This window comes from Fictibacillus gelatini DSM 15865, assembly GCF_000430745.1.
Classification (GTDB): Bacteria; Bacillota; Bacilli; order Bacillales; family Fictibacillaceae; genus Fictibacillus_A; species Fictibacillus_A gelatini.
In genome coordinates, this window is sequence record NZ_AUMP01000007.1 from 87418 (window position 1) to 113373 (window position 25956).

Consider the following 25956-nt stretch of genomic DNA (forward strand, 5'->3'; position numbering starts at 1 on the left):
GGTTTAATAAGTGAAAAATGGGCTTCTTCGTAAAAAAACCATTTCCGATTTATTAAAAACAGCTGAAAAAGGTCAGGGGTTAAAAAAGGAGCTAGGAACATTTGACCTTACACTTTTAGGAATAGGGGCCATTATAGGTACAGGAATTTTTGTATTGACAGGCACTGGCGCGTTGACAGCGGGTCCGGCACTAATTATCTCATTTGTTATTGCAGGTTTGGCCTGTCTATTTTCAGCTCTTTCTTATGCGGAATTTGCTTCAACGGTTCCTGTTTCCGGTTCTGTTTATACGTACACGTATGCTACACTCGGGGAACTGGTTGCCTGGATCATTGGCTGGGATTTGATTTTAGAATATCTGTTGGCGGTGAGCACAGTATCGGTAGGCTGGTCGGGATATTTCCAATCGTTATTAAAAGGGTTTGGAATTGAGCTTCCAAAAGCATTGACAGCTGCACCGGGTGCATTGCCGGGTGCAACTACTTACTTTAATCTTCCAGCCTTTTTAATTGTTTTTATTATTACAATTTTACTTTCTCTTGGTGTGAAACAGTCGAAAAGAGTTAACAATGTAATGGTAATTATTAAAGTAGCTGTTGTTCTACTATTTATCGCAGTGGCGGTAGGTTATGTGAAACCTGAACATTGGCAGCCCTTTATGCCATTTGGCTTTAACGGTGTGTTTTCTGCTGCGGCTCTCGTATTTTTTGCGTTTATCGGCTTTGATGCTATTTCATCTGCAGCTGAAGAAACTAGAAATCCAAACAAAGATTTACCTAAGGGGATTCTGCTTTCTCTTTTTATCTGTACCCTTTTGTATGTGATCGTTACAGCGATTATGACGGGAATTGTGCCATTTGAACAGTTTAAAGGAAATACAGATCACCCTATTTCTCTCGTCCTGCAAATCGCCGGGCAAAATTGGGTAGCGGGGGTGATTGATGTCGGCGCAATATTAGGAATGACTACCGTTATGCTCGTCATGTTGTATGGCCAGACGCGCGTAAGCTTCGCTATGTCACGTGATGGATTAATGCCACGCATGTTTTCAAAAATCCATCCGAAATTTCGTACACCTTATAAAGCGACATGGTTTTTCGGTCTTATCGCAGGCCTTTTAGGCGGATTTATCCCGCTAAATGAATTGGCGGAACTCGTTAATATCGGAACATTATCAGCGTTTATTTTAATTTCATTTTCAGTCATCGTACTAAGGAAAACACAGCCAGACTTGAAACGGTCTTTCCGTTGTCCGGCAGTACCGCTAATACCGATCTTATCCATTCTGTTTTGCGGATTTTTAATCTCTCAATTAGCGCCCGCAACATGGCTCCGATTCATCATCTGGTTAACGATCGGTTTTATTGTCTACTTCGCTTATTCGCGAAAGCATGCCAGATTAAATGTAGAAAAAGATCAATCAATCAATATGTAATCAAAAAACGTACCTGTATAGGTACGTTTCAGCTTGTAGATAAAGTCCATAATGTGGACTTTGTCTACAAGCTTTTTTTAGCTGAAATAATATTTCATTCATGTTACAAATTTAACACTCTATTTAAAGATAGGTATCAAGTCATTTAAAAGTATTCAAGATTAGTAGAGTGGTTGCTATAATGAGGAAGGTTCAGTCAAATTAAGGTTTAAGGGGGATACAATGGAAGGCTATCCAATGAAGTTTCATTTTAAAATTAGTTTTTTTGTAAAGTTAAGCGTAGCTTTATTTGTATTCATGAGTGTATTTGCGAATGCTTCTTCCTTTGCACAGGCAAAATCAAGTTCTTTCTATTCAAAAAAAATACATATGTCTTACAGCCAGCAAAAATACTTATATCAATTGACCAGGCAAAGAGGTTTAGATTATAAAGAAACATTGGCAGTTATTCTTCATGAAAGCAGCTTTAACCCAAAAGCATACAGTGCGGGCAATTACGGCTACTTTCAAATTAATAAAGTAAATCATAGAAGTCTTGCAAAGCAATTGCATACAAAAAATAAGCCATATGATCCTTATGTCAATATGAACTGGGGAACGTATATGTTATCCAATCTTACTAAGAAATATAAAAAGAAAGGATACAGAGGTACAAAATTAAAAGAAGCCGTTTTAAGCGCTTATAATAAAGGTGAAGGCGGCTATGCCCGCACGGGTAAAGCAACTTCATACATACGTGCGCATAATAAAGCGTTAGCTTATATAAAAAAATGTTTTTAAACAAAAAAGCTGATTTCCGCTATAAAAGGAAATTAGCTTTTTTAATTTGCTATCTATATTTTTTTCATATACTCCGGCAACAAAATTAGTATTTTTCATTCATACAATTGAAGTGATACGATAGTGTTGCTCGAAATATCTGACTTTATAGATAATTGTGAAAACGTTTTAAGAAAAGGAAGGGGAAGAGTGAATGAGTGAGAAGAAGTATGAGAAAATGGTCCAAACCTATGAATTTCAACAGTTGCTTAAAGCTAAGAAAAACTTCATTATTCCTGTTACTATTTTTTTTGTCTGCTTTTTTATTTTCCTGCCTATTATGACCTCTTACACGACCGTTTTAAACAAACCTTGCATCGGCTCTATTACCTGGGCCTGGATGATTGCATTTTTGCAATTTGTCATGACATGGATTTTAGCCGCTCTTTATACGAAGAAAGCGAATCATTTTGACAAAATGTCCGAACGAATTAAACGTGATCATCAAAGTTTCGGAGATGACAAGAAGAGGGGAGTCATCGTATGAATAAAACGGCCTTTCTATTATTTTTGCTGATTGTCGCAGCAACCCTTGTGATTACGTATTTTGCCGCCAAACGAACGAAAAACGCGAACCAATTTTATACGGCTGGAGGGGGATTGACAGGCTGGCAAAATGGCCTTGCCATATCAGGAGATTTTATGTCAGCCTCCTCTTTCCTGGGAATTGTAGGGGGAGTAGCGTTAACCGGATTTGATGGATTGTATTTATTGTTAGGCGCTCTCGTTTCGTATTTAGTCGTCATGTATCTCGTTGCAGAACCACTGAGAAATCTCGGGAAATATACGTTAGCAGATATGATTACAGCGCGGTTTAATACAAAAAAAGTGCGGGGATTTGCGGCATTAAATACGGTGACGATCTCGATTTTTTATATGATTGCGCAACTTGTCGGAGCTGGCGTTCTCATCAAATTATTGCTCGGATTTGAGTTTTCGACATCTTTAATCATTGTTGGCGTTTTAATGACCGTTTACGTCCTTTTCGGCGGAATGACAGCAACAAGTTGGGTTCAAATTATTAAAGCGGTGTTGCTTATTGCCGGGACGTTTATTTTATTTATTCTCGTTCTATCCAAATTCAATTTTAATATTTTCCACATTTTTGACGAGGTAAAGCATGCGACGCCGTTTGGAGAAAAGTTTTTACAACCAGGGATTAAAAATCCGAACGGTCTAGATGCGATCTCTTTAAATGTCGGCCTGCTGCTCGGGACGGCGGGGCTTCCGCACGTACTGATTCGCTTTTTTACCGTACAGGATGCGAAAACGGCAAGAAAGTCCGTAACCGTTGCTACCTGCGTCATTAGCATCTTTTATGTGATGGCCATTTTCCTCGGGTTTGGAGCAGCGTTATTGGTCGGTACAGGAAAAATCATTGACGCCAATCCGGCGGGGAATATGGCGGCGCCGCTTTTGGCGGAAGTGCTGGGCGGGAACTTTATGTTTGCCTTTATCTCCGCAGTTGCCTTTGCTACCATTTTAGCCGTTGTTGCAGGGATCGTATTATCAGGAGCTTCTGCATTTGCCCATGACTTCTATAACGAAATAGTCCGCGGCGGAAAAGCATCTGAAAAAGAACAGGTTCGCGCGGCCCGCATTGCAGCCATCTCTGTATCGGCTATATCTATCATTCTTGCATTGTTTGCGAAAAATTTGAATGTCGCGTTTCTCGGCTCACTTGCGCTAACACTGGCTGCCAGCGCCAATTTGCCTGTGATTTTGTATACAATCTACTGGAGAAACTTCAATACAACAGGCGCTATTTCAAGTATGGTAGTTGGCCTCTTCAGCACGATTATTCTTGTCTTATTGAGCCCGAATGTGTGGGATCCGAGCGGGCATGCGATTTTCGTTGGAAAAGCCATTTTTCCTCTCGCTTCACCAGGCATCGTATCTATTCCCCTGGGCTTTCTCGCAGGCTATTTAGGAACGATTTTCTCGCGGAAAAAAGAAACAAGTGAAGATTTCAACCGGATTCTTGTTCAATCTAATCTAGGAAAAGATGTTTAGATGCCGCCGATTGCGGCATCTTTCTTTACGAACAAAGTTAAATTAGCAACTTTCCCCTTTGAATGCGCTTTCAGAACGGAACGTGTCAATGAAATGCATGGCGCTTTTAGATAAATAGCGGTCTTTCAGCCAGATGACTGCCAGTTCAGATTGAAGGGGGGAATCATCGATATCCATAATTTTTAGTTCGGGTGTAGGCAAGGTTAAGAGTGCTGATTTAGGAAGGATCGTCGCCCCCACCCCTGCTGAAACCAGCCATAGCAGCATTGCCGCATCCGGGCATTCACACGCAATGTTCGGTGTATAGCCATGACGCTTAAATTCCTCGATGATGACATCGTTCATTCCTTTTCCTTGCAATCTTCGCATTAATAATAAAGGGTATTCGGCAATTTCCTGCATTGAAATGGACATTTGAGCGGGATTCGTAGCCCACTTCTTTGGCATCACAAAGACAAATGGCTCGGTTGGCAAACATATGTAGTAAAAATCATCTAAGTCAAGCGGCAGTTGGACGATGGCAAGCTCAATTTCGCGGTTTTCTAACGATTGGACCAACCGAAACGTATCGCTCTCCCTGAGCCTGAAAATGACATTCGGGTAATGTTCCCGAAAATAACGGACTCGTTCAAGTAAATAAGAAAAACTTGAAATGGCCGACCCAAGCGATAAAACGCCCTTCACGCCGTCACCGGTTTCTTTCACCTCCCTTATTGTTTCATCAAATTGCCGCAATAATGTTTCGGCCCGTTCATATAGCAATTTTCCCGCAGGGGTTAATTCGATCGACCGTCCATTTCGTTCGACTAATTTAACGCCAAGTTCCTGTTCCATTGTTTTTAATTGTTGGCTCAAAGGAGGCTGGGCCATGTGCAGACGCTTTGCGGCACGGCTAATTTGCTTTTCTTTGGCAATCGTTTGAAAGTAACGCAGCTGTCTTACATCCATTACTAGCCCTCCAACGTATACTTTTTTAATATACAAAGCTAACCAAATCGATATTTTTCATATAGTATAGCACGTGATATGATAAAAATATAGAAAAAATCTGACTATATGAATAGTTAGTAAATTTATAAAGAATAAAACTCTAAATTTGAGGAGAGTGGGAACATGTCAAAAGTAGAAGAAATGAAAGTGAAGCTTCGCGGATCGGTGGCACCGATTATTACACCTTTTCATGAAGATGAGTCGATTGATTTTGAAACGCTTGAAAGTTTAATTGACTGGCATATCGAGAGCGGAAGCCATGGAATTTCAGTGACCGGGACGACAGGAGAACCGGGTTCATTAACAGTTGACGAACGTGTTCAAGTGATGGAAAAAGCGGCGAAAGCAGTGAACGGAAGAGTGCCGTTTGTGCCAGGAACTGGTTCTACCAACCATAAAGAAACGCTTTTTTTAACAAAAAAAGCTCAAGAAATTGGCGCAGACGCCGCATTAGTCATTGTGCCTTACTATAATAAGCCTTCCCAGCATGCGCTCTATAAACATTTTAAAACGGTAGCCGATTCCGTCGATATTCCAATTATCGTCTACAATATTCCTGGTCGTACGGCCGTCAATATGGAGGTCAAAACGCTTGCCCGGTTAAAAGAAGATTGCCCGAACATTATTGGCGTCAAAGAATCCAATAAAGATTTTGAACATGTAAACCGCGTGCTGTTGAATTGCGGCCGTGATTTCTTGCTCTTTTCCGGAATTGAGTTATTATGCTACCCAATGCTTGCGATCGGGGGTGCCGGTTCCATCAGCGCAACAGCCAACGTTTTGCCGAAAAAGGTGGCAGAAATGCACGATGCATGGTTCGAAGGAGACGTTGCAAAGGCGCTTGAACTTCATTATGAATTAATGCCGCTAAATGATGTGTTATTTAAAGACACAAATCCGGCTCCGCTTAAAGCAGCTCTTGGCATGATGGGGAGAATTACGCCAAAACTTCGGATGCCGATGGACTTGCCGACAGAAGAGCTGCAAAAAGAAATACGCGATGTTTTAACGAGTTATGACTTGCTAACAAAAGTAGAAAGTGGAAAAAATTAACCTCAAATTGTAAGCACTTACATTTGAAGAGTCTACATCACTCATGGGAGGGATTTGAATGCCTGCACGCACGGGAGAGCAATACATTGAAGGAATTAAAAAAGCGAAAAACAATGTATGGATTCATGGAGAGAAGGTTGAAGACGTTACCGAACATCCGGCGTTTCGCAATGTCGTCCGTTCTGTTGCGAACCTTTTCGATCTCCAGCACAAAAAGCCGGAAAAAATGCTTTATACTTCACCGACGACCGGCGAAAAAGTAGGACTGTCATTCATTGCGCCAAAAACGAAAGAAGATCTCGTCCGAAGAAGAGAAATGATGTCGGAGTGGGCGCGCTTTACCGGAGGGATGATGGGGAGGTCGCCGGACTATTTAAATACGAGCGTAATGTCCTTTGGGACTGCTGAAGAATTTTTCGCTCAAGCCGATCCGATGTTTGGGGAGAATGCGAGAAAGTATTATGAATATGTCCGGGAAAATGATATTAGCCTGACGCATACGCTGATCCATCCGCAAGTGAATCGCTCAAAAAGCCAGTCCGAGCAAAAAGATCCAACGGTGTCTGCAAGAATCGTTGAGAAAAATAAGGACGGAATTGTCGTAAAAGGCGCAAGGTTACTAGCAACGCTCGGCGGAATTACCGATGAAATCGTCGTATTCCCGTCTACGCTTAATAAAGCATCCGTTCAAGATGACCCATATTCAATGGCGTTTGCGATCCCGAACAATACGCCAGGGCTTAAATTTGTTTGCCGTGAATCGTTCGATACGGGACGCAATCAGTGGGATCATCCATTAAGTGCGCGATTTGATGAAAGCGATGCCATTGTCATTTTTGAAGATGTTTTTGTACCGTGGGAACGCGTGTTTGTCTGCGGAAATTCTGAAATTTGCAACCGCACCTATGTTGAAACGAATGCGATCGTTCATTCCGCTCATCAAGTTGTAGCAAAAAATGTAGTGAAAACAGAATTTGTGCTTGGAGTCATTTTAAGCATTATTGACGCGATCGGCATTGACAAATTCCAGCATGTCAAAGAGAAAGCGTCGGAAGTGATGATCATTTTAGAAACGATGAAATCGCATCTATTCCGGGCAGAACAAAATGCCTCCATTGATAAATACGGAAATATGACACCTGATTTCCTTCCGTTAAATACGGCGAGAAACTGGTTCCCGAAAATGTACCAGCGAGTTGTAGAGATCGTTCGCATCCTTGGAGCTTCAGGTTTAATGGGAACGCCGACGCAAGCCGATTTTGAAAATGAAGAAGTTGGACAGCTCGTCGACCGCTACATGCAAGGGGCAAATATCAATGGCTATGACCGCGTGCAGCTGTTCCGTCTTGCCTGGGATATTTCCCTCAGCGCATTCGGAGGACGCCAGGCACTTTACGAATACTATTTCTTCGGCGATCCTGTCCGCATGTCAAATGTCTTTTACGATCTATATAACAAAGAACCTTACAAAGAAATGGTGCAAGAATTTTTAAATCGTGCCAAATCGCCGGATCAGCCAATTGTCACAAAATAAGTTGGAATGCCAGGGAGGGATGAAGGATGAATTTCAATATTATTCGTGTTGCGCGTGTCGTACTTAACGCGACGGACCTCGATAAATCCCGCGATTATTATGTAAACGCTTTAGGCTTTATCGAAACGGAGCATGACGATGAACATATTTATTTAAGAGGGCTTGAAGAACACGTCCATCACAGTCTTGTGCTCAAAAAAAGCCAGGAGCCGGGTGTTCATGCGATCAGTTACAAAGTAGCAAAAGAGGATGACCTTGAAGAATTGGCAACATTTTTTGAAGGAAAAGGCGCCAAAATTAAATGGATGGAAAAAGGCAGCCAGCGTGCGATTGGCCGGACATTAAGAGTTCAAGATCCGTTAGGTCTTCCGCTTGAGTTTTTTGCCGAAATGGAACCGGTTGAACGAATGCTTCAGCGTTTCGAATTGTATAAAGGAGCACGCATCCAGCGGTTTGACCATGTAAACTGCATGGTTCCTGATGTCGAAAAGGCGTATAAATTTTATACGAAGGAGCTCGGATTCAGATGTTCTGAATATACGACGACCGAAGACGAACGCATCTGGGCGGCATGGCTATTTAGAAAGCCAACTGTTCACGACCATGCGTTTATGAGCGGCCCCGGGCCAAGGCTTCATCACTTCGCTTATTTTCTAAGTGATCCAATGAGCATCATTCATTGCTGCGATGTGCTGGCTTCACTTGGATACGGATCATCTATTGAAAGAGGGCCTGGACGCCACGGTCTGTCAAACGCTTTCTTCCTTTATTTACGTGATCCTGACGGAAACCGAATTGAGCTATATGCTGGAGATTACTTAACGATTGATCCGGACTTTAAGCCGATTAAATGGGATTTAAACGATCCGCGAAGACAGACGTTCTGGGGCCATAAAGCACCTGACTGCTGGTTTAACGAAGCGATGCCGGTTTTGAACGTTCATACGGGTGAAGCCGTTACGCTAGAGGAGCCGGTTTTAGCCCAGCGGAAACCGGAATTTATGACTTGATCGACGATAAAAGATTCGTGCAGGAATTCATTCATATGAACGATTTCCTGCTGCTCTATTTTTAAAAGATGATGAGAGTACGGGGAGGTAAATACGATGGGTACGAAGAAAATAGAAAAAGTGTTGCATTATATCAACGGCCAATTCGTTGAAGGAGTTGCTGGAAAAAGCTTTCAAAATATAAATCCATTTAACAATGAACCGATTAACGAAGTGGCCGAAGGATTTAAAGAAGATATTGATTTAGCTGTACAGGCTGCCAAAAAAGCATTCGATGAAGGCCCATGGCGGACGATGCCGACCGATGAACGACTTCGCTACATCGTGAAAATTGCCGATTTGATTGAAGCAAATGCCGAGGAAATCTCGTATTTAGAATCTCTCGATACAGGATTACCGATCAGCCAGACGAAAAAGCAGGCGGCGCGCGGAGCGGAAAATTTCCGTTTTTATGCGGAAATGGTCAAAAACCGGATGGTCGGGGAAGCGTATCCTGTCGATCAATCGTTCATTAACTATACGATCCATAAACCGGTCGGTGTTGCTGGATTAATAACACCATGGAACGCCCCGTTTATGTTGGAGACGTGGAAAATCGCCCCGGCGCTCGCAACAGGGAATACGGTAGTGTTAAAACCGGCTGAATGGTCTCCGCTAACTGCAAACAAATTGGCACAAATTATCGATGAAGCGGGACTGCCTGAAGGCGTCTTTAATATTGTCCACGGTTATGGAGAAACAGCAGGAGCTTCACTTGTCGCTCATCCGGATGTACAACTGATCTCGTTTACCGGCGAGACGAAAACAGGTTCTGAAATTATGAAAAATGGAGCGGATACGCTGAAACGGTGCTCCATGGAACTTGGCGGCAAGTCGCCGGCAATCGTTTTTGCGGATAGCGATTTTGAAAAAGCATTAGATGCTGTTGTATGGGGAATTTTCTCATTTAATGGAGAGCGTTGTACAGCAAACTCCCGCCTTTTTGTTGAACAGCCGATCTATGACCAATTTGTCGAAGCGTTAAAAGAACGGGTGGCAAATATTACGGTCGGTGACCCAATGGATAAAGACACGGAAGTTGGTCCGTTAATCCATCGCAAACATTGGGAAAATGTAACGAACTATATTAAGCTCGCCCGCGAGGAAGGGGCCGAGGTAATTAGTGGGCATATTCCTGAAAGCTACAGTGGCGGTAACTATGTTGCGCCAACGTTGCTATTAAACTGCCATAACAAAATGCGCGTCGCCCAGGAAGAAATTTTCGGACCGGTCATGGTCGTCATTCCGTTCGAGAGCGAAGAAGAGGTATTGCGTATGGCCAACGATGTCAAATATGGCCTTGCTGCCTATGTTTGGACGAGTGATATGAAACGCGGCCATCGACTTGGGCAATCGATTGAAAGCGGCATGGTCTGGATCAATTCGCAAAATGTGAGAGACTTGAGAATTCCATTTGGCGGCTCAAAACAGAGTGGAATCGGCCGCGAAGGCGGGCATTACAGCTTTGAATTTTATACCGAAACACAGGTTGTCCACGTCGCGATCGGAGATCATCATATCCCGCAATTCGGCAAAAAGAAAAAATCAGAAGCAGGAGCAGCACAACACTCTTAATTGGACTATAAATTTCAAAATTTAAGGAGTGACAGGCTCATGGCAATCCAGACGGAATTTAAAAAGAAATTGTTTATTAATGGCTGCTGGACAGAGGCGGAAAATTACACCGATCTCATCTCTCCATATAATGGCGAAGTCATTGCTAAAATTCCTTTAGCCGGAGAGACAGAAGTCGACCAGGCGGTTGAAGCGGCGTATAATGCCAGAAAAACAATGGCAAAAATGCCGGCTTTCAAGCGGGCGCAAATTTTAGAAAACGTATCGAAGCTTTTGGAAGAAAGGCAGGAAGATGCGGCGAAAATTATCGCACTTGAAGCCGCTAAGCCGATAACGACGGCAAAAGGAGAGGTGGCGCGAACGATACAAACCTATAAATTTGCGGCTGAGGAAGCAAAGCGTATTCACGGAGAAACGTTGCCTTTAGATAGCGCGCCGGGCGGCGAAAACCGGGTATCGTACACAACGAGAGAGCCGATCGGAGTCATTGGAGCAATCACGCCGTTTAATTTTCCGATGAATCTTGTTGCTCATAAAGTAGGACCGGCGATTGCCTCAGGCAACACGGTCGTATTGAAGCCGGCATCGCAAACGCCGCTTTCTTCATATTTTATAGCGGAACTTTTCCAGGAGGCGGGATTGCCTGACGGAGCATTAAACGTCGTGACAGGAAGCGGGAAAACTGTCGGCGATAAAATTGTTTCGGATGACCGCGTTAAAATGATTACGTTTACCGGAAGTCCGGCAGTCGGAATTGGAATTCGTAATAAGGCGGGATTAAAACGAGTAACGTTGGAACTTGGTTCAAATTCCGCTGTCATTATTGATGAAGGAACAGATCTTGAGACGATCGTCCCGCGCTGTGTAACCGGTGCTTTTTCATACCAGGGACAGGTTTGCATTTCGCTTCAGCGGATTTACGTCCATGAAAAGGAATATGACCGCTTCGTAGAAAAATTTACAGAAGCGGCAAAACAGTTAAAGATTGGCGACCCGCTTGATCCTGAGACCGATGTTTCTGCACTTATATCAAAGGACGATGTAAAACGTGCGGTAAATTGGGTTGAAGAGGCAAAGGGCAATGGGGCTACCGTTGTAACCGGAGGCGAGACAGACGGCAATAGTTTAAAGCCGACCGTTTTATTAAATGTCGACCCATCTGAAAAAGTTTCATGCCAGGAAGTGTTTGCCCCTGTCGTAATCATCTATAAAATCTCTTCCATTGATGAAGCGATCAACCTCGTGAACGATTCACGCTACGGCCTGCAGGCAGGGATATACACGGAAAATATCCATCACGCGTTGCATGCTGCTGAGGAATTGCACGTTGGCGGCGTGATGATCAATGACATCCCGACATTCCGTGTGGATCATATGCCGTATGGAGGCGTAAAAGAAAGCGGCTTCGGCAGAGAAGGAATTAAATATGCCATTGAAGAAATGACAGAGTTAAAGCTCGTTGTTTTTAATAAAAAGTAAACTGAATTGGCAAGTTTCGGATGAAAGATCCTCTCTACGAGGATCTTTCATTTCCAATGATGGAGCAAGGAGTGATGTTTGGTGAGTAAAGCCATTTTTAAGTTGCGCGGGAAACATCTGATAGAGGAAGCGAATGTAAATGTGCTGAAGCGAACAGTCGAACTTGATGGCAAGCAATATGGCACAGAAATGCTATCGTTCGATGCCCCCGTTTCCGGTACGGTTTACGGCGTGCTTTTAAATTACAAAGGTGCCCTTCATACACTTGGAGATGCTGTAAATCAACCGCCATATAAAGAACCACCGAAAGCGCCTATTCTGTACATTAAACCGGTGAACACTTATAGCGGTAACGGAATGCCGATTCCGCTTCCAGAAGGAGTTGAGGAACTCGAGATGGGGGCAGCGCTCGGTGTCGTCATCGGCAAGCCGGCAACCCGCGTAAGCACGAGCCAGGCATTGGAATATGTGGCCGGTTACACGATCGTAAATGATGTGTCGATTCCCCATGATAGTGTATACCGCCCCGCTGTAAACCAAAAGGCTCGTGACGGTTTCTGTCCGATCGGACCGTGGGTAATCGAACGTGATGCAGTCGCCAATCCGGATCAGTTACGTGTCCGTGTATTCATTAATGATGAGATGAAGCAGGAAAATACGACAGCCAATTTGATTCGCTCAGTCTCACGCCTCATTGTGGATGTAACCGATTTCATGACGCTAAATAAAGGTGACGTATTGCTCGTGGGGGTCCCCGAAAAAGCACCGCTGGCAAAAGCCGGTGACCGGGTCAGAGTTGAAATTGACGAGCTTGGCTGTTTAGAAAATACGATCGTACCTGAGTCCGAGCTAACAGGAGGTGTAGCTTTATGAGACGTGCACGTGTCGCCTATTCTGGTGCCATCCATGAAGCGATTGAAAGAAACGGGCAAATCCAATTAAATGATGGACGCATTGTATCCGAAAAAGAAGTTGTCTGGCTTCCGCCAGTTGAGCCACGTACGGTATTTGTATTAGGCCTCAACTATGCCGACCATGCGAAGGAGCTTTCTTTTACTGCTCCGACGGAACCGCTTGTCTTTTTAAAAGGGCCAAATACCTTTATCGGGCACCGAGGCCAAACCCGTAGGCCGAACGATGTAACGTTTATGCATTATGAGTGTGAACTCGCTGTCGTCATCGGAAGAGGCGCCAGAAAAGTTAAACGCGATAATGCTTATGAATATGTAGCAGGCTATACGGTTGCGAATGACTATGCGTTCCGGGACTATTTAGAAAACTATTACCGGCCGAATCTCAGGGTGAAGAACCGGGACGGCTGCACTCCGATTGGACCGTGGCTGGTCGATGCAAGCGATATCGATGATCCGATGAATTTAACTCTTCGTACGTATGTGAACGGCAAGCTGACACAGGAAGGAAATACGAAGGATATGATATTTGACATCCCCGCTTTAATTGAGTATTTAAGCAGCTTTATGACATTAAATGCAGGGGACATCATTTTGACTGGAACCCCAAAAGGATCAGTTGATACGAAGGTCGGCGATGAAGTCGTAACAGAAATTGAGGGGATTGGCAGGTTGGCCAATACAATTGTTGGTGATGATACGTTTACTAAAGATGCAGCAAAAGAGAACTGGGCTAAACATCTTTCTCAATTATAAAAATAGGGAGTGGTTTAAATGCCGCATATTATTGTCGAATATACCGACAACATTAAAGAAGAGGCAGATATACCCGGGCTCCTAGAAAAAATCAATGGTGTCCTTATAGCACGCGGCGATATTTTTCCGATCGGCGGCATTCGTTCAAGAGCGCTTGAACTCCGCGATTACCGGGTTGCTGATGGAAGTGAGGATGATGCGTTTGTCCATGTGACATTAAAGATTGGTGCAGGCCGGGCAGAAGAGGTTAAAAAGGCAACTTGCGATGAGCTTTTTGAAGAAGTCAAGGCACATTTTGCCGATCTCTTTTCAAGAAGATATTTAGCGCTGTCAATGGAATTGGTCGAGTTTAGCGAGGCAGGTACTTATAAGCATAATAATATCCATAGCCGTTATAAAAAATGAATAGGCAAAATTTGAACGCCAGCTATTTTTAGCTGGTTTTCGTGTTTTCAATTGGTGATATTGCCTGTACCAAATCCATCTTCCGGTAATATTCTATAAATGGGGCAATAATTTCCATTGGAGTGACCAGGTTGAAAGCCCATCATTCTAAAATCAAAATCGCGATTTTTCTTGCGGCGGCTTGTTTTCAAGCGTCACAACTTTCAAAAGGGAACGTAAAGTTACCTAAAGGCTACCGTCTTGTAGCAACAATTATTGGGGAAGCCGGCATTATCCGTCCGAAATCTGAAGTGTTTGGTTACATTGCCGAATCACGCCATTCGATTATTATCGCTTTTCGCGGCACAGAAACGGGACGTGACGGTTTTTCAGATCTTGATATTACTCAGATTCCATTTCCTTATGTAGCAAATGGCGGCAAAACCCATCAAGGATTCACCCGAATTTACGGTGGAGACCGGTGTTTATTATATTCGGCGAGAGATCAAATTATAAAAAAGTTATGGCGTCTTGATAACCGTAAAACACTTTTTATCACAGGGCATAGTTTAGGAGGGGCGCTGGCCACTTTATGTGCCCTTGACGTGGCAATCAATACAAAATTTAAACAGCCGAGAGTATATACGTTTGGTTCCCCAAAAGTGGGCGATCCAGCGTTTGTTGAAATATTTAATCAAACGATTCGGCATTCTGTCCGTGTTTACAATTGTTATGATGTTGTACCGGAACATCCGAAGAAAAGGTATGCGCTGCCCATTTTGAAAAATTGTCCACATTATGAACATGTTAAAGGAGAATTCCCGATTAGCTTTGAACTTTGCAATAAAATAAAAAATCATACGACCCGTAATTATTTTTTTGCTTTAAGCACATATAACCTTTTCTTTAGTGAAAAATTATGCAAAAAAAATGCCGGATTTTGTCCTTCAATCAAAAATTATCATGACTTTAGAAGGATTAATAAAGTAGCATGCATGGCATCCCCTTTTGAACAAGAAGAAAATGCTGTCAATGAATAAAGAAGCACTTCTCGCGAGCAGCAAGAAGATGCTTCTTTTTTAGATTTAAACACCGTTAACCGGGTTCATCGCCCATTTAAAGATCTGATCATCCACAACCTTAATCGAGCGAATATTATTTTGGATATTCGAAAGCAAAACAACATATACACTGCCGTCTTTAGCATAACTATTTAATCCGTTCCAACCCGGCAATACGCCATGGGAGAAATACTTGTCTGATTTAACATACCACCCAAAGCCATAATCGTGTTTAAAAGGGGTAAAGATTTGTTCATAGCTTAACGGCGATACAAGTTTTCCGGTTTTTAAGGCATGGTCGAACTTATACAAATCATAGGCGGTCGTATAGATATCGCCGCAGCCGTATAATTGTGAAAAATGGGCAGTTCCCGGAATAAATATTTTTTTCGCTTGAATTTTATACCCTTTCGATGGAAATGGTTCATTATTCATTTGGTAGCCAAAGCCCGAATGTTTCATTCCCGCGACTTGAAAAATATGCTCTTGTAAATAGTTGTGTAATGGTTGACCGGATACTTTTTCAACGATATATCCTAAAATCGAATAGTTTGAATCCGAATAGTTCCACCGAGTCCCAGGAGGAAATAACAAAAAGTTCGCGCGAAAAGCAATTCGATTGATCAACTGATTTGGCGCTAGTTTTTCCAATGTCTCCCGGTATGTCGGAATGCCGGAAGTATGTGTCAATAAATTGTATAATGTAATTTCATTCGCGTGCGGGAAAGTTGGAAGATAGTTTGATAAACGATCATGGACATTCAATTTCCCTTGCGCTTGAAGCTGCATAATGGCCGTTGATATAAAAGACTTTGTAATAGACCCGATATAGTAGACGGTATTCCGGTTATTTCGAATTCTTCTTTCCCTATCAGCAAATCCATATCCTTTATTTAAAATGGTTTTACCGTTTTTCACAACTAGTGCAGTACCATTAAAATGAATCCGTTTTAAATAATCATCGACTCCCTGATTACTTGGCATCTTTAAAGCCGCAATAGCTTTTTTTAACTTTTGCTTTTTTACAATGTTCGCTTGATTTCTTTGGATTGGTGCTGATAACTTGTGATAAAAGAAATAGATGCCTCCTAGAAGCAATAATGAACAGCTAAAAATCTGTAATTTTTTTCTGCGGTCTCTTTTTCTTTTCGCTATTCTCGATTCTTTTCTCATACAAGCCCTCTTTTTTCTATGAATATTTCCCTATCACACCATAGAAAAGTTCTTAAAAAGCTTTTTTATGGACTAATTATAAAACAGCCAAAATAGAATCACCAGCTGGAACTTACATTTTTTTCTGAGATCTTATATTTTGGTATTTCAACATTAATTTTGACGGTCGTCGTTTCTTGCTTTATAATTTACGATTGTATAAGTTGATCATTATCTTAAATTTGGAGGACACATGAACTACGATCTTTTTCATATGATTAACCAATGGGCAGGGCATTATTCCTGGTTAGATACCATTATGAAGTTTATTACACAATTTGCCTTGCCTCTATTTGCTGTTATCTTGCTGATCATTTGGCTTACTGGCAATTCGTACAGCAAACGTTCGGTTTTATATGCAGGAATTTCTGGAATTTTAGCTCTTGTTCTCAATATTATAATTAGTAAGTTTTATTTTGAACCACGTCCTTTCGTTACCCATCATGTTCACATGCTGCTACCGCATGCGAAAGATGCCTCCTTTCCAAGTGACCATACTTCGGGAGCGTTTGGGCTTGCGATAGCTATGCTCATGTACAAAAGAAAATGGGGCTATCCGATGTTGGTGTTGGCGGTTTTAACGGGATTTTCCCGGATATTTGTCGGCCATCACTACCCTGGAGACGTACTTGGTTCAATTGGTGTTGCGATTATTTCAAGCTGGATCGTTTTATTGTGCCGAAAGCCGCTTGAACCCATCATTCGACTGATTTTATCGCTTTATGATAAACTTCCTTTTGTTCCAGCAAATCGCGAAAGGGAAGTCAACAAATAGTAGGAAACTAAAAAGGCGATGGAGTTCGCCATTAAGTGCTAAAAAGCTGATGACTCCTACCATTCATCAAAATGGTAGGAGTCTGTTTTTTACGCATGGGGAAAGCATAATTGGCAGCTAGTCCCCTTCAGCTATTATTTTTAAGAATAAATTTTTGCCTGAAAAAAAGTAAGAAGATAGAAGCAAAAAACAGGATCAAACGCTATAGTGTGGCGCTATTTTCATGGCATTTGGACAATAAACAGGTGATTTCCGATAATAAATAAATACTACCGGACAATAACTGGCCTCAGTCGGACAATAAATTTAGTATTTTCTTCATTTATAGTCCAAAAGTAAGATTTTATTGTTTAAACTGGATGACTTATTGTCCAAATAAGAGCATTTATTGTCCGAGAACGAAATCAGTTTAATGAAGTAAAAATTCGTGATCGTTTTTCCTCATTTCATAGATCTAACGAGGTGTTCTTAAAGTAAGAATGTCCTAGTACTGAAATCCAAACTTTTTTTCTAGATGAGACAGCTAGAAGCATCTCGGTGCATTATCCCATAATAAGTGATAGAGGTGAAAAAGATGCAATATGTATTAGTTGGTCTTGCTGGCATTGTTGGAGCATTATTGCGATACGGTTTAGGGCTTTGGACGGCGAACTGGTGGCATTCTTCCTTCCCTTTAGCAACCCTTTTGACGAACTTGTCAGGCTGTTTTGTTCTTGGCTGGTTGACGACACGAATGATCCGGCTAAAGTTCATGCATCCGTATATTACGACTGCGCTGGGCACTGGACTTGTCGGTTCTTTTACGACGTTTTCGACATTTAGTGCGGAGGCCGTAAACTTAATGAAAACCGGACATTGGGGTGGAGCTTGTTTTTATGTGCTTGCCAGTGGAATAGGTGGATTGTTATTTTCCTGGTTCGGCTATAAAACAGGAAATGCGGACAGAGGGAGCGTAAAGGATGGTGAATAAACATGATTAATTGCTTATTTGTCGCAGTTGGCGGTTTTTTTGGCGCTATTTCACGATTTGGCATCAGCAAATGGATGAATAGCCGTTTTCCATCCACATTCCCAATTGCGACCCTTTTTGTTAATCTTACTGGTGCTTTTCTTTTAGGTCTGATGATCGGAAAAAATATGACACATACCTTTCAACTCCTTTTTGGAACCGGGTTTATGGGAGCTTTTACAACGTTTTCAACATTTAAATTAGAAACAATTCAATTAAAAATAAAAGGAAAATGGGGACTGATCGGGAGTTATTTGTTTATAAGTTATGTTGGCGGCATGTTGCTTGCATTTTTTGGACTATACATAGGCGGCCAAATATAGCCCTTCGTTATAACTGATAAAAGAGGTTCAAACTTTCGGGCCCGGCTATTGTTAAAAGAAAAGAGCGAAATTATGTATTTTTTTTCATAAAAGGATAAATTTTTTCAAAGAACGATTCGTCTTAGCGTTCGGTGGTATAAAGAAGAAAAAGGCTTTAATGATAGTATCTGCAAGTTGTATTTTATTATATCGCCGTCATTATCACCTTCCATTTCGTTTGTTTCGGATTTTTAATTTTCTCTGGAAGGATCATTTAAAACGATTATACAAATAAAGGAGCTAACGACTATGGAAAACATAAAAGAACAAGTGTTGGAAATATTAGAAGAAGTGTGCGAAAACGAAGTTGTGAAAGAAAATCCCGATGTAAAGCTGTTTGAAGAAGGGTTGCTCGATTCGTTCGGGACGGTATCTTTACTCGTCGAAATTGAGCAACGTTTAGGACTAGAAGTCTCCATTTCCGACTTTGACCGGGAGGAATGGGCGACTCCGAACCTCATTGTTCAAAAGTTGGCGGGTATGAGATAAAAAATCAACGTTTGGTCCAAAAATCAACTGCACCTCAATGGTTAGCATTGTCTAACCATTCGAGGTGCTTTATTTATTTGCATCCTATTATTTTTTTTAGATCATGCAAAAAAGGTTTACATAATACTCTATCTTCATCCTTTTCTTGTATGATTTGACCATTATCCAACTTGATCAAGATCTTTTTTAATTGAGCATAACCCTGGTATAATTTCCGCCAATTTAAAATATAATTCCGTCGAAAATCTCACCAATTCCGCCAAAACTCGAGATAATTCCGCCGATATTAGTATTAATTCCGCCAATTTGAAAATTGATTTCTTAGCGAATTTGTTTCCACCATTCAGCTAATCCCCCTAAAGGATGGCGCTGCTTGTATGTTTTTTTGAGCGCAGAGTTAATGTCGATTAAACCATTTCCGTAATATAAGTCGGGACCCGGCTGGCCAAGATCGACGGTGGAGCGTTTAATGATGTTCATCACTTCCGTATTTTGAAGCCCGGGATAAATTGAACGGACAAGTCCTGCAAGAGCTGTTACGTGAGGAGCGGCCATCGAAGTGCCTGATAGCGCGGCATATCGTTGTCCGGGATAGGTGCTTGGAATTTGGACACCAGGAGCGACAACATCAACAGTAGAGCCGTAGTTGGAAAATGGGGCCCGTTCGCCGACTGCATTAACGGCTCCTACACTTAGCACTTCAGGGAAAGAAGCTGGATAACTTGGATGGTCGGTATTATCGTTGCCGGAAGCAGCGACAAGAACGACGTTTTTTCCAAACGCATAATCAATCGCTTCTTTCATGACGGAGGAAGGCTGATAATTGCCTAAACTTAAATTAATGACATCCGCTCCATGATCGGCGGCCCAGCGAATGCCCTTCGCGATATCAAATGAGGTGCCTGTTCCTTTTTTGTCCATCACTTTAACCGGGATAATTTGATTAAACCATGTAATGCCGGCTACTCCAATTTTATTATTCGTGTCCGAGGCAATGATGCCTGCTACGTGGGTCCCATGTCCATTATCATCATAAGGCCGGTCGTTATTTTTTAATACGTTATATCCTTTTAGTAAACGCCGGGAGAGATCTTGGTGGTTTAGATCGACGCCGGTATCGACAACGGCGATTTTGATCTTTTTGCTTCCCCGTGAAATGTTCCAACCGAGTTCCGTTTGAATCATCGGCAAATTCCATTGATATTGGGTGTAAAAAACGTCATTGACCTCGTTAGGGATAAAAATATAATTCGGTTCGGCATAAACGACGTTCTTGCTAGTTCTAAAATAACGTAAAAGTTCGGCAGTCGATTTACGATAAGATGAAAAAATGCAAACCGAATCAAGACTTTTAGCGAGCTTCCCTTCAATATCGCGTTCGATGATAGCCATCTGATCAGGGCCAGGATGAACTTTAAACTTTACAGTAACCTGGTTTTTATGATAATGGCTTTTTGCCTTCTCGTTATGTTCAATTTTTTCAATGCTCGGATGGCTGTTTAAATGTTCTTTCAGCTTTCGATCACGGCTTAAAGAATTAATTGAAAGCAAATGAGTGTCCCCGTTAAGAAGATTTGGCTTTTCGGTTATTCTCATGTCAGTTGCCCTTCTGTTAGTAGAAGGCTGTTCATTAAATGTTGGATGGCGAATCGTTGATAAAAGGATAACGGATAGAATAATTATCGAAATCCCAGCAATCCATTTCTTGCGCATGTCCTCACCTCACAATATGACTTCTTTGTTAGGTTGAGTATTCTAAACTGGATTTATGAGCAATATTTGACGGCAAATGGAACAAAATTTTTCAAAAGGGTTGAATCGAATATCGAAAGAAAGGTAATGTAAGAGATAGAAGAATGAACCGCATAAAGGGAGAGTAACGTTTATGGAACAACAAGCAGTTATTGCGATTGCTATTTTTCTCATCGCATATGCACTTATTATTTCAGAGAAAATTCACCGTACGATTGTAGCGATGCTAGGCGGAGCATTAGTGATCGGGGCAGGGATTATTGACCAGGAAAGAGCAGTTCATGCGGTCGATTTTAACACGATTGGATTGCTCGTGGGGATGATGATCATGGTCTCGATTACAGCTGAAACAGGCCTGTTTAAATACATCGCCATCTGGGCGGCGAAAAAGGTGAAAGGAAATCCCGTCCGTATTTTAATTGTTCTCGGATTGATTACGGCAATCGGTTCGGCCTTTTTAGACAACGTGACGACCGTTCTTTTAATCGTCCCGGTTACGTTTAGCATCACAAGACAATTAAACGTCAATCCCATTCCATATTTAATGACGGAAATTTTTGCATCGAATATCGGAGGGACGGCAACGCTTATTGGCGACCCGCCAAACATTATGATCGGCAGCAAAGTGGGGCATTTAACGTTTCTCGCTTTTATCAATAATTTAACGCTTATCTGTGCTGTTATATTAGTCATTACCGTCACGATATTCGCCATATTTTACCGAAAACAATTAAAAACGACGCCAGAATTAAAGGCGGCACTCATGAAGAGAAATGAAAAAGAAGAAATTAAAGACGCCAATCTGCTAAAAAAATCGTTGTTTGCTTTAACGGTGACGATTCTCGGTTTTTTCCTCCATCAGTTTATACATATTGAAACAGCGTCGATCGCACTATTCGGAGCGTTCCTCTTATTGCTTCTTGCCGGGGAAGACTATTTAGAAGGAGCTTTGGAAAAAGTCGAGTGGACAACCCTTTTCTTTTTTATCGGATTGTTTGTCATCATTGCCGGGCTTGAAGAAACGCATGTCATTGAAAAATTGGCGGCGGGAGCGATGGATCTTACGGGCGGCCATGTAAAGTCAACAACCTTTTTGATTTTATGGATGAGTGCCATCGCATCTGCATTTGTCGATAACATTCCGTTTGTCGCAACGATGATCCCGATGATTAAAGACATGGGACATTTAGGGATAACGAATTTGGACCCGCTCTGGTGGAGCCTTTCCCTCGGCGCCTGTCTCGGCGGGAACGGCACATTAATCGGCGCAAGCGCAAACCTTGTCGTAGCCGGACTCGCCGGAAAAGAAGGATACCATATTTCATTCCTTCGCTATTTATGGATCGGTTTCCCGCTTATGATTTTGTCCATTGTGATTTCGTCGGTGTATGTATATTTGCGGTACTTGATGTAAAGAACATCCTGCTTTTTGCAGGATGTTTTGCTATAACTTAAGGCTTCGTCATGAATTCGAAGCCCTTTGCACCTATTTGAATTTTGCCGTTAAGCTCAGGGTGACCAATGATCGAATCGAGAAGAAATGCAGCAATGTTAAAAGGAGAACTTCAAAGTTTAAGGCGATAATGACGCCGTACATGCCGTAGTCCGGACGTGTTGCAAGCAGGATGATCATAATGAAGGAAGCGATATTCGTCCATAAGTTTTGATACATCGTCGCTTTCGCTTTCCCTAAACCAATTAGTACGGCCTGCAAGGGGACGACTAAATAATGGCAAAAGAAATAAGGTGTTAATAGTTTCAAATAATTAGCGGCATTGTCATTATGAAAGAATAAACTGGTCAACGGTGAAGCGAGCAAATACATGATGACTGTACACGGTATCCCGTAGATGAAGGTGACAAAAATGGCTTTCATGATCCGATCCTGAACGAGAAAGGCATCATTTTTACTGTAGGCTTCACTTATAGATGGGATGAGTGATGTTGCCAGGGAATGCGCAATAAACCCGGGGAACATCCCGATCGTTAATGCGACACCTGTCAATAAGCCGAATTGTTCAGTCGCCACTTTCGATGTATAGCCGCTTAATTGAAGCGCCTGGGTAATAAGAAAAGGCTGGATGGCCCAGGTGAGGACATTGACAAGCCTTGATCCTGTTGTCGGCAGGCTGATGCGAAAGATCTTTTTAATGATGGCGATTTTTTCTTTTGTCGGCATCATTTCTTTTATAAAATTTCGTTCTTTTGCAGAAATAAATTTCATACATAATACGATAAGCCCAATTAACTCATTAAAAGCGATGCTGAGAATCGCTCCGGTGACAGTAATTTCAAGTCCGGCATTGGAAATGTATTGCAAAACGAAAACAATGAACAAAAGCTGCGCAAGCTTTCTTAAAATATGGGCGATCGCAATCGGGTTCATCCGCTGTTTTCCACCGAAGTAACCCCGGAAGATGGATGAAAACGACAAAAGCGGAATGATCAATAGAATCGCAACAACGGGGTAAAAGGAATCAAAGTTGATGATCGAAAGTTTATTTACGAAATAGGCTCCGATCAGGCAGAGAACAATTAAAACGAGACTGATGACCGAAGACAGTAAAAGAGATACTTTTAACGTTCGCTTAATGCCTGCAAGTTGTCCTTTTTCCTCATATTCGGCGACAAGTTTAGAGATGGCGATCGGAAGTTCGAACATCGCAACGGTCATGATAAGACCAAGTACGGGTAAAATCATCATGAATAAGCCGAACCCTTCTTTACCAAGCGCCCTTGCCAGGCATACATTAATGACAAATTCAAGCAGTTCTGTAATAAATGCTGATAGCGAAAGTATAATGGCTCCTTTTATAAATAGTTTGCTGTCCATGTTTTCCTCCTGATCCTTGTACATATTTCAATATATATGTTGCTTATCCATTGTTAGACGTGAAAAAAACATAGCGAACAAGAGTAGCGAAGCCCATCTTAATGAAAAATTTCCATCTTTAGTAAAGGTCTTTAACAAAATTTGACGAATAAATAAAGAAAGGATGTAACATTTTGCTGAATGATGGTGTCTATAAAGATGAATAGGCTTAAAAAAGCCTCATTTAAAACGAACAACTATTAAAGTATTATCAGATAAACGTAACCAATAAGCTAAAGGGAGGAAAACTCTTGGTACTCGATACAAAGGAACTAGTTCTTAATCAATATAATAGCTCGCGGAATTTGGATGCACGGATTAAAATCCATGAAATATATAGCACGAATCAACAAGATTGGCATCATTGGCTGTTTGAACAAAAACAATGGAAAGAGAATGCAAGAATTATTGAATTTGGCTGCGGGTCCGGAGCATTTTGGAAGAAAAATAGCCATCGCATCTCAAACCATTGGAATATTACGTTAACGGATATTTCTGAAGGTATGTTAATGGATGCAAAAACGAATTTACGCAACTCGCTTCAAGCCTCTTATGAGGTGATGGATGTGCAAGCGATCCCTTTTGAAAATGAATCGTTTGATACCGCGTTTGCCCATCATATGCTGTATCATGTTCCGGACCGGAAAAAGGCGCTTTCCGAAATTCACCGTATCTTACAACCAGGAGGGAAGCTCTATGCCTCAACGAATGGAAAGCTCCATTTAATAGAAATGGGGGAATTAGTCCTTGAATATGATTCGACATTGACATGGACGTCTTCATTTTTACATAAGCAATTCGGGCTTGAAAATGGTGAAAAGCAACTGTCCGAGCATTTTTCGAATGTAGAATTGAAGCGGTTTAACTCCAGCTTAAAAGTAACGGATACTAAACCGCTCGTAGATTATATTTTATCGACGATGGACGGCTTAAAAGAAGAATTAAAAGGTGAGAGGCTGCAAGAGTTTTATTCTTTTCTTGAGAGCAAGAAAGAAAAAAGAGGATTTATTTTCATTACAAAAGACAGCGGTTTATTTATCGCCGAAAAATAAAAACCGGCTTTTTGCCGGTTTTCTAACACCTTTTAACTGAATTTTTAAAACTTCGTGAAACCTTCTATATTTGAATTCCGTATGTACTTATAGATGAGAATACTTGTTAAATTCACATTATGCTGGAGGGATCCCGATGTTCGAATTGTTCAAAAGAGTGAAGACCGTTGTAAGTGCAGAGTTGAATGATTTCATTGACAAGGCGGAAGATCCGGAGAAAATGGTCGATCAGTTTTTGCGGGAAATGGAGAAGGACATCCATGAAGCGGAAAAGACGACCGCTAAAATGATTGCGGAAGAAAAATTGTTAAGCTTAAAAGTGGATGAAGCAAAAAGCTTAATTGCAAAGAGAGAAGATCAAGCGATCGATGCACTGAAGACTGAAAACGAAGACCTTGACCTTGCAAGGCGCGCTTTGGAAGATAAAGCACGGGTGAAAAAAGAGTTGGAACAGCTTCAAGCCCTGCATGAAGATACTGCCCGGACGGCCGAAGAGTTAAAAGAAAAATTGCTTGAAATGAAATCGGAATATCGGGAAATGGAATTAAAGCGAACGTCATTAAAAGCGCGGGCAAATTCAGCAAAAGCAAAAAGCGCATTAAATCGCTCCTTTTCTACTATTAATAGTGATGGATCAAAAAAAGGCTTTGAGCGGATGGAGGAAAAAATCCTTCGATTGGAAGCAGAGGCTGAACTGACTGAAGAACAAAAGGCATTCCAGCAATCATTGGACAGTGAATTCGAAAAATTAAGAAACAAGACCGGAATTGACCTTGAGCTTGAACAATTGAAGGAAAAAATACAACAGCCGAAGGAATAATGCGTATGTTCGGATATCCATTAGAAACGATTTATCTTTTTACGCTGATCATTTGTGGAAGCTTAACGTTTCTCTATCTTTTGATTAGCGATGTTGTCCATGGTGTTTTTGAATCCATCGGGGTTCATGTGCTAAATCCAACACTCGTTCTTTCGTTTCTAACGTTTGTTAGTGCGGGCGGATATTTACTGGAAAAATTGACATCGGTACAGAGCTGGCTTATTGTTCTTATTTCCTCAGCAATATCACTCGTTCTTGTTACGCTTCTTAATGTGTTTGTCCTCATTCCGATTGCATCAGCCGAAGAATCACTCAACTACTCAGAATCGGATTTGAAAGGAAGAATGGGAAAAGTAATTATCTCCATTCCCGAAAATGGACTTGGAGAAGTGTTAATTGAAGGAGTTAGTGGTCGAATTGCTAAACCGGCAATAAGCATTGATCAATCGTCCATTCCGCAAGACACCGAAATTTTAATTGTAGATATGAAAAACGGGGTAGCTCATGTCATGCCGCATGAACGGCTTGAGCTGCCACTATAGAAGGTATTCATT

At 41.7% G+C, this 25956-nt stretch carries 25 protein-coding genes and 1 riboswitch; of the genes, 21 read left to right on the forward strand and 4 right to left on the reverse strand.

Going from position 1 to position 25956, the window contains the following annotated elements; translation table 11 throughout:
* Positions 1 to 10: 10 nt before the first annotated feature.
* The 4 genes from bcaP (at position 11) to H538_RS0110725 (ending at position 4267) form a co-directional block, all read left to right on the forward strand.
* On the forward strand, positions 11 to 1435 hold the full coding sequence (gene bcaP / locus H538_RS0110710; protein ID WP_026677596.1) for a branched-chain amino acid transporter BcaP: 1425 nt from the start codon (positions 11 to 13) through the stop codon (positions 1433 to 1435).
* Positions 1436 to 1657: 222 nt separating this feature from the next.
* On the forward strand, positions 1658 to 2215 hold the full coding sequence (locus H538_RS23600) for a transglycosylase SLT domain-containing protein (protein ID WP_245595228.1): 558 nt from the start codon (positions 1658 to 1660) through the stop codon (positions 2213 to 2215).
* Positions 2216 to 2408: 193 nt separating this feature from the next.
* On the forward strand, positions 2409 to 2741 hold the full coding sequence (locus H538_RS23605; RefSeq protein ID WP_051291426.1) for a DUF485 domain-containing protein: 333 nt from the start codon (positions 2409 to 2411) through the stop codon (positions 2739 to 2741).
* Positions 2738 to 4267 carry a solute symporter family protein gene (locus tag H538_RS0110725; protein WP_026677597.1) on the forward strand — a complete coding sequence of 510 codons (1530 nt, stop codon included), beginning with the start codon at positions 2738 to 2740 and terminating at the stop codon, positions 4265 to 4267. Before H538_RS23605 ends, H538_RS0110725 begins: the two co-directional genes overlap by 4 nt.
* A 42-nt stretch (positions 4268 to 4309) precedes the next feature.
* On the opposite strand, the gene H538_RS0110730 is transcribed toward H538_RS0110725, so the two are convergent.
* Positions 4310 to 5215 carry a LysR family transcriptional regulator gene (locus H538_RS0110730; RefSeq protein ID WP_026677598.1) on the reverse strand — a complete coding sequence of 302 codons (906 nt, stop codon included), beginning with the start codon at positions 5213 to 5215 and terminating at the stop codon, positions 4310 to 4312.
* Between the two features lie 165 nt (positions 5216 to 5380).
* Here H538_RS0110730 and hpaI point away from each other — a divergent pair, with 165 nt between their 5' ends.
* The 9 genes from hpaI (at position 5381) to H538_RS23610 (ending at position 15038) form a co-directional block, all read left to right on the forward strand.
* Positions 5381 to 6310: a 2,4-dihydroxyhept-2-ene-1,7-dioic acid aldolase gene (gene hpaI / locus H538_RS0110735; RefSeq protein ID WP_026677599.1), complete on the forward strand. Its 930-nt coding sequence runs from the start codon at positions 5381 to 5383 to the stop codon at positions 6308 to 6310.
* Between the two features lie 58 nt (positions 6311 to 6368).
* The gene (hpaB, locus tag H538_RS0110740) at positions 6369 to 7844 is read left to right on the forward strand and encodes a 4-hydroxyphenylacetate 3-monooxygenase, oxygenase component (RefSeq protein ID WP_026677600.1); all 1476 of its coding nucleotides are present in this window, start codon (positions 6369 to 6371) and stop codon (positions 7842 to 7844) included.
* Positions 7845 to 7870: 26 nt separating this feature from the next.
* A complete protein-coding gene (gene hpaD / locus H538_RS0110745) occupies positions 7871 to 8854 on the forward strand; it encodes a 3,4-dihydroxyphenylacetate 2,3-dioxygenase (protein ID WP_026677601.1) in 984 nt (327 codons plus the stop codon).
* A gap of 96 nt (positions 8855 to 8950) precedes the next feature.
* Positions 8951 to 10468, forward strand: a complete 1518-nt coding sequence (hpaE, locus tag H538_RS0110750; protein WP_026677602.1) for a 5-carboxymethyl-2-hydroxymuconate semialdehyde dehydrogenase — start codon at positions 8951 to 8953, stop codon at positions 10466 to 10468.
* A gap of 39 nt (positions 10469 to 10507) precedes the next feature.
* The gene (locus H538_RS0110755; RefSeq protein WP_035350553.1) at positions 10508 to 11947 is read left to right on the forward strand and encodes an aldehyde dehydrogenase family protein; all 1440 of its coding nucleotides are present in this window, start codon (positions 10508 to 10510) and stop codon (positions 11945 to 11947) included.
* An 81-nt stretch (positions 11948 to 12028) separates the two neighbouring features.
* On the forward strand, positions 12029 to 12820 hold the full coding sequence (locus H538_RS0110760; protein ID WP_026677604.1) for a fumarylacetoacetate hydrolase family protein: 792 nt from the start codon (positions 12029 to 12031) through the stop codon (positions 12818 to 12820).
* Positions 12817 to 13614, forward strand: a complete 798-nt coding sequence (locus H538_RS0110765; protein ID WP_026677605.1) for a fumarylacetoacetate hydrolase family protein — start codon at positions 12817 to 12819, stop codon at positions 13612 to 13614. Before H538_RS0110760 ends, H538_RS0110765 begins: the two co-directional genes overlap by 4 nt.
* Before the next feature lie 18 nt (positions 13615 to 13632).
* A complete protein-coding gene (locus tag H538_RS0110770; protein WP_026677606.1) occupies positions 13633 to 14019 on the forward strand; it encodes a 5-carboxymethyl-2-hydroxymuconate Delta-isomerase in 387 nt (128 codons plus the stop codon).
* Positions 14020 to 14150: 131 nt separating this feature from the next.
* On the forward strand, positions 14151 to 15038 hold the full coding sequence (locus H538_RS23610) for a lipase family protein (protein WP_051291427.1): 888 nt from the start codon (positions 14151 to 14153) through the stop codon (positions 15036 to 15038).
* A 45-nt stretch (positions 15039 to 15083) separates the two neighbouring features.
* Here the strand turns inward: H538_RS23610 and H538_RS0110780 are convergent, their stop codons facing one another.
* Positions 15084 to 16232 (reverse strand): serine hydrolase domain-containing protein, encoded by a 1149-nt coding sequence (locus tag H538_RS0110780; protein ID WP_051291428.1) that lies wholly within the window; start codon positions 16230 to 16232, stop codon positions 15084 to 15086.
* 232 nt (positions 16233 to 16464) lie between these two features.
* Here H538_RS0110780 and H538_RS0110785 point away from each other — a divergent pair, with 232 nt between their 5' ends.
* From H538_RS0110785 to dltC, 4 genes are all read left to right on the forward strand, one after another.
* The gene (locus H538_RS0110785) at positions 16465 to 17046 is read left to right on the forward strand and encodes an undecaprenyl-diphosphatase (RefSeq protein WP_026677608.1); all 582 of its coding nucleotides are present in this window, start codon (positions 16465 to 16467) and stop codon (positions 17044 to 17046) included.
* Positions 17047 to 17051: 5 nt separating this feature from the next.
* A riboswitch (Fluoride riboswitch) is annotated at positions 17052 to 17112 on the forward strand.
* 508 nt (positions 17113 to 17620) lie between these two features.
* Positions 17621 to 18016: a fluoride efflux transporter CrcB gene (gene crcB / locus H538_RS0110790; RefSeq protein ID WP_026677609.1), complete on the forward strand. Its 396-nt coding sequence runs from the start codon at positions 17621 to 17623 to the stop codon at positions 18014 to 18016.
* A gap of 2 nt (positions 18017 to 18018) precedes the next feature.
* Positions 18019 to 18378: a fluoride efflux transporter CrcB gene (gene crcB, locus H538_RS0110795; RefSeq protein WP_026677610.1), complete on the forward strand. Its 360-nt coding sequence runs from the start codon at positions 18019 to 18021 to the stop codon at positions 18376 to 18378.
* A 288-nt stretch (positions 18379 to 18666) separates the two neighbouring features.
* Entirely contained in the window at positions 18667 to 18906 is a 240-nt protein-coding gene (dltC, locus tag H538_RS0110800; RefSeq protein ID WP_026677611.1) for a D-alanine--poly(phosphoribitol) ligase subunit 2, read from the forward strand.
* Between the two features lie 321 nt (positions 18907 to 19227).
* Here the strand turns inward: dltC and H538_RS23615 are convergent, their stop codons facing one another.
* Positions 19228 to 20619 (reverse strand): S8 family peptidase, encoded by a 1392-nt coding sequence (locus H538_RS23615; RefSeq protein ID WP_051291429.1) that lies wholly within the window; start codon positions 20617 to 20619, stop codon positions 19228 to 19230.
* A gap of 172 nt (positions 20620 to 20791) precedes the next feature.
* Between H538_RS23615 and H538_RS0110810 the strand changes: the two genes are divergently transcribed.
* Positions 20792 to 22072 carry an ArsB/NhaD family transporter gene (locus tag H538_RS0110810; protein ID WP_026677612.1) on the forward strand — a complete coding sequence of 427 codons (1281 nt, stop codon included), beginning with the start codon at positions 20792 to 20794 and terminating at the stop codon, positions 22070 to 22072.
* A gap of 72 nt (positions 22073 to 22144) precedes the next feature.
* On the opposite strand, the gene H538_RS0110815 is transcribed toward H538_RS0110810, so the two are convergent.
* Positions 22145 to 23491 (reverse strand): polysaccharide biosynthesis protein, encoded by a 1347-nt coding sequence (locus H538_RS0110815; protein WP_026677613.1) that lies wholly within the window; start codon positions 23489 to 23491, stop codon positions 22145 to 22147.
* Between the two features lie 290 nt (positions 23492 to 23781).
* Here H538_RS0110815 and H538_RS23620 point away from each other — a divergent pair, with 290 nt between their 5' ends.
* The 3 genes from H538_RS23620 (at position 23782) to H538_RS0110830 (ending at position 25944) form a co-directional block, all read left to right on the forward strand.
* Positions 23782 to 24582 (forward strand): class I SAM-dependent methyltransferase, encoded by an 801-nt coding sequence (locus tag H538_RS23620; protein WP_051291430.1) that lies wholly within the window; start codon positions 23782 to 23784, stop codon positions 24580 to 24582.
* A gap of 136 nt (positions 24583 to 24718) precedes the next feature.
* Positions 24719 to 25402, forward strand: coding sequence for a PspA/IM30 family protein (locus H538_RS0110825; RefSeq protein ID WP_026677614.1), 684 nt, complete (start codon positions 24719 to 24721; stop codon positions 25400 to 25402).
* A complete protein-coding gene (locus H538_RS0110830; RefSeq protein ID WP_026677615.1) occupies positions 25402 to 25944 on the forward strand; it encodes an NfeD family membrane protein in 543 nt (180 codons plus the stop codon). Before H538_RS0110825 ends, H538_RS0110830 begins: the two co-directional genes overlap by 1 nt.
* The last annotated feature ends 12 nt before the right edge of the window (positions 25945 to 25956 follow it).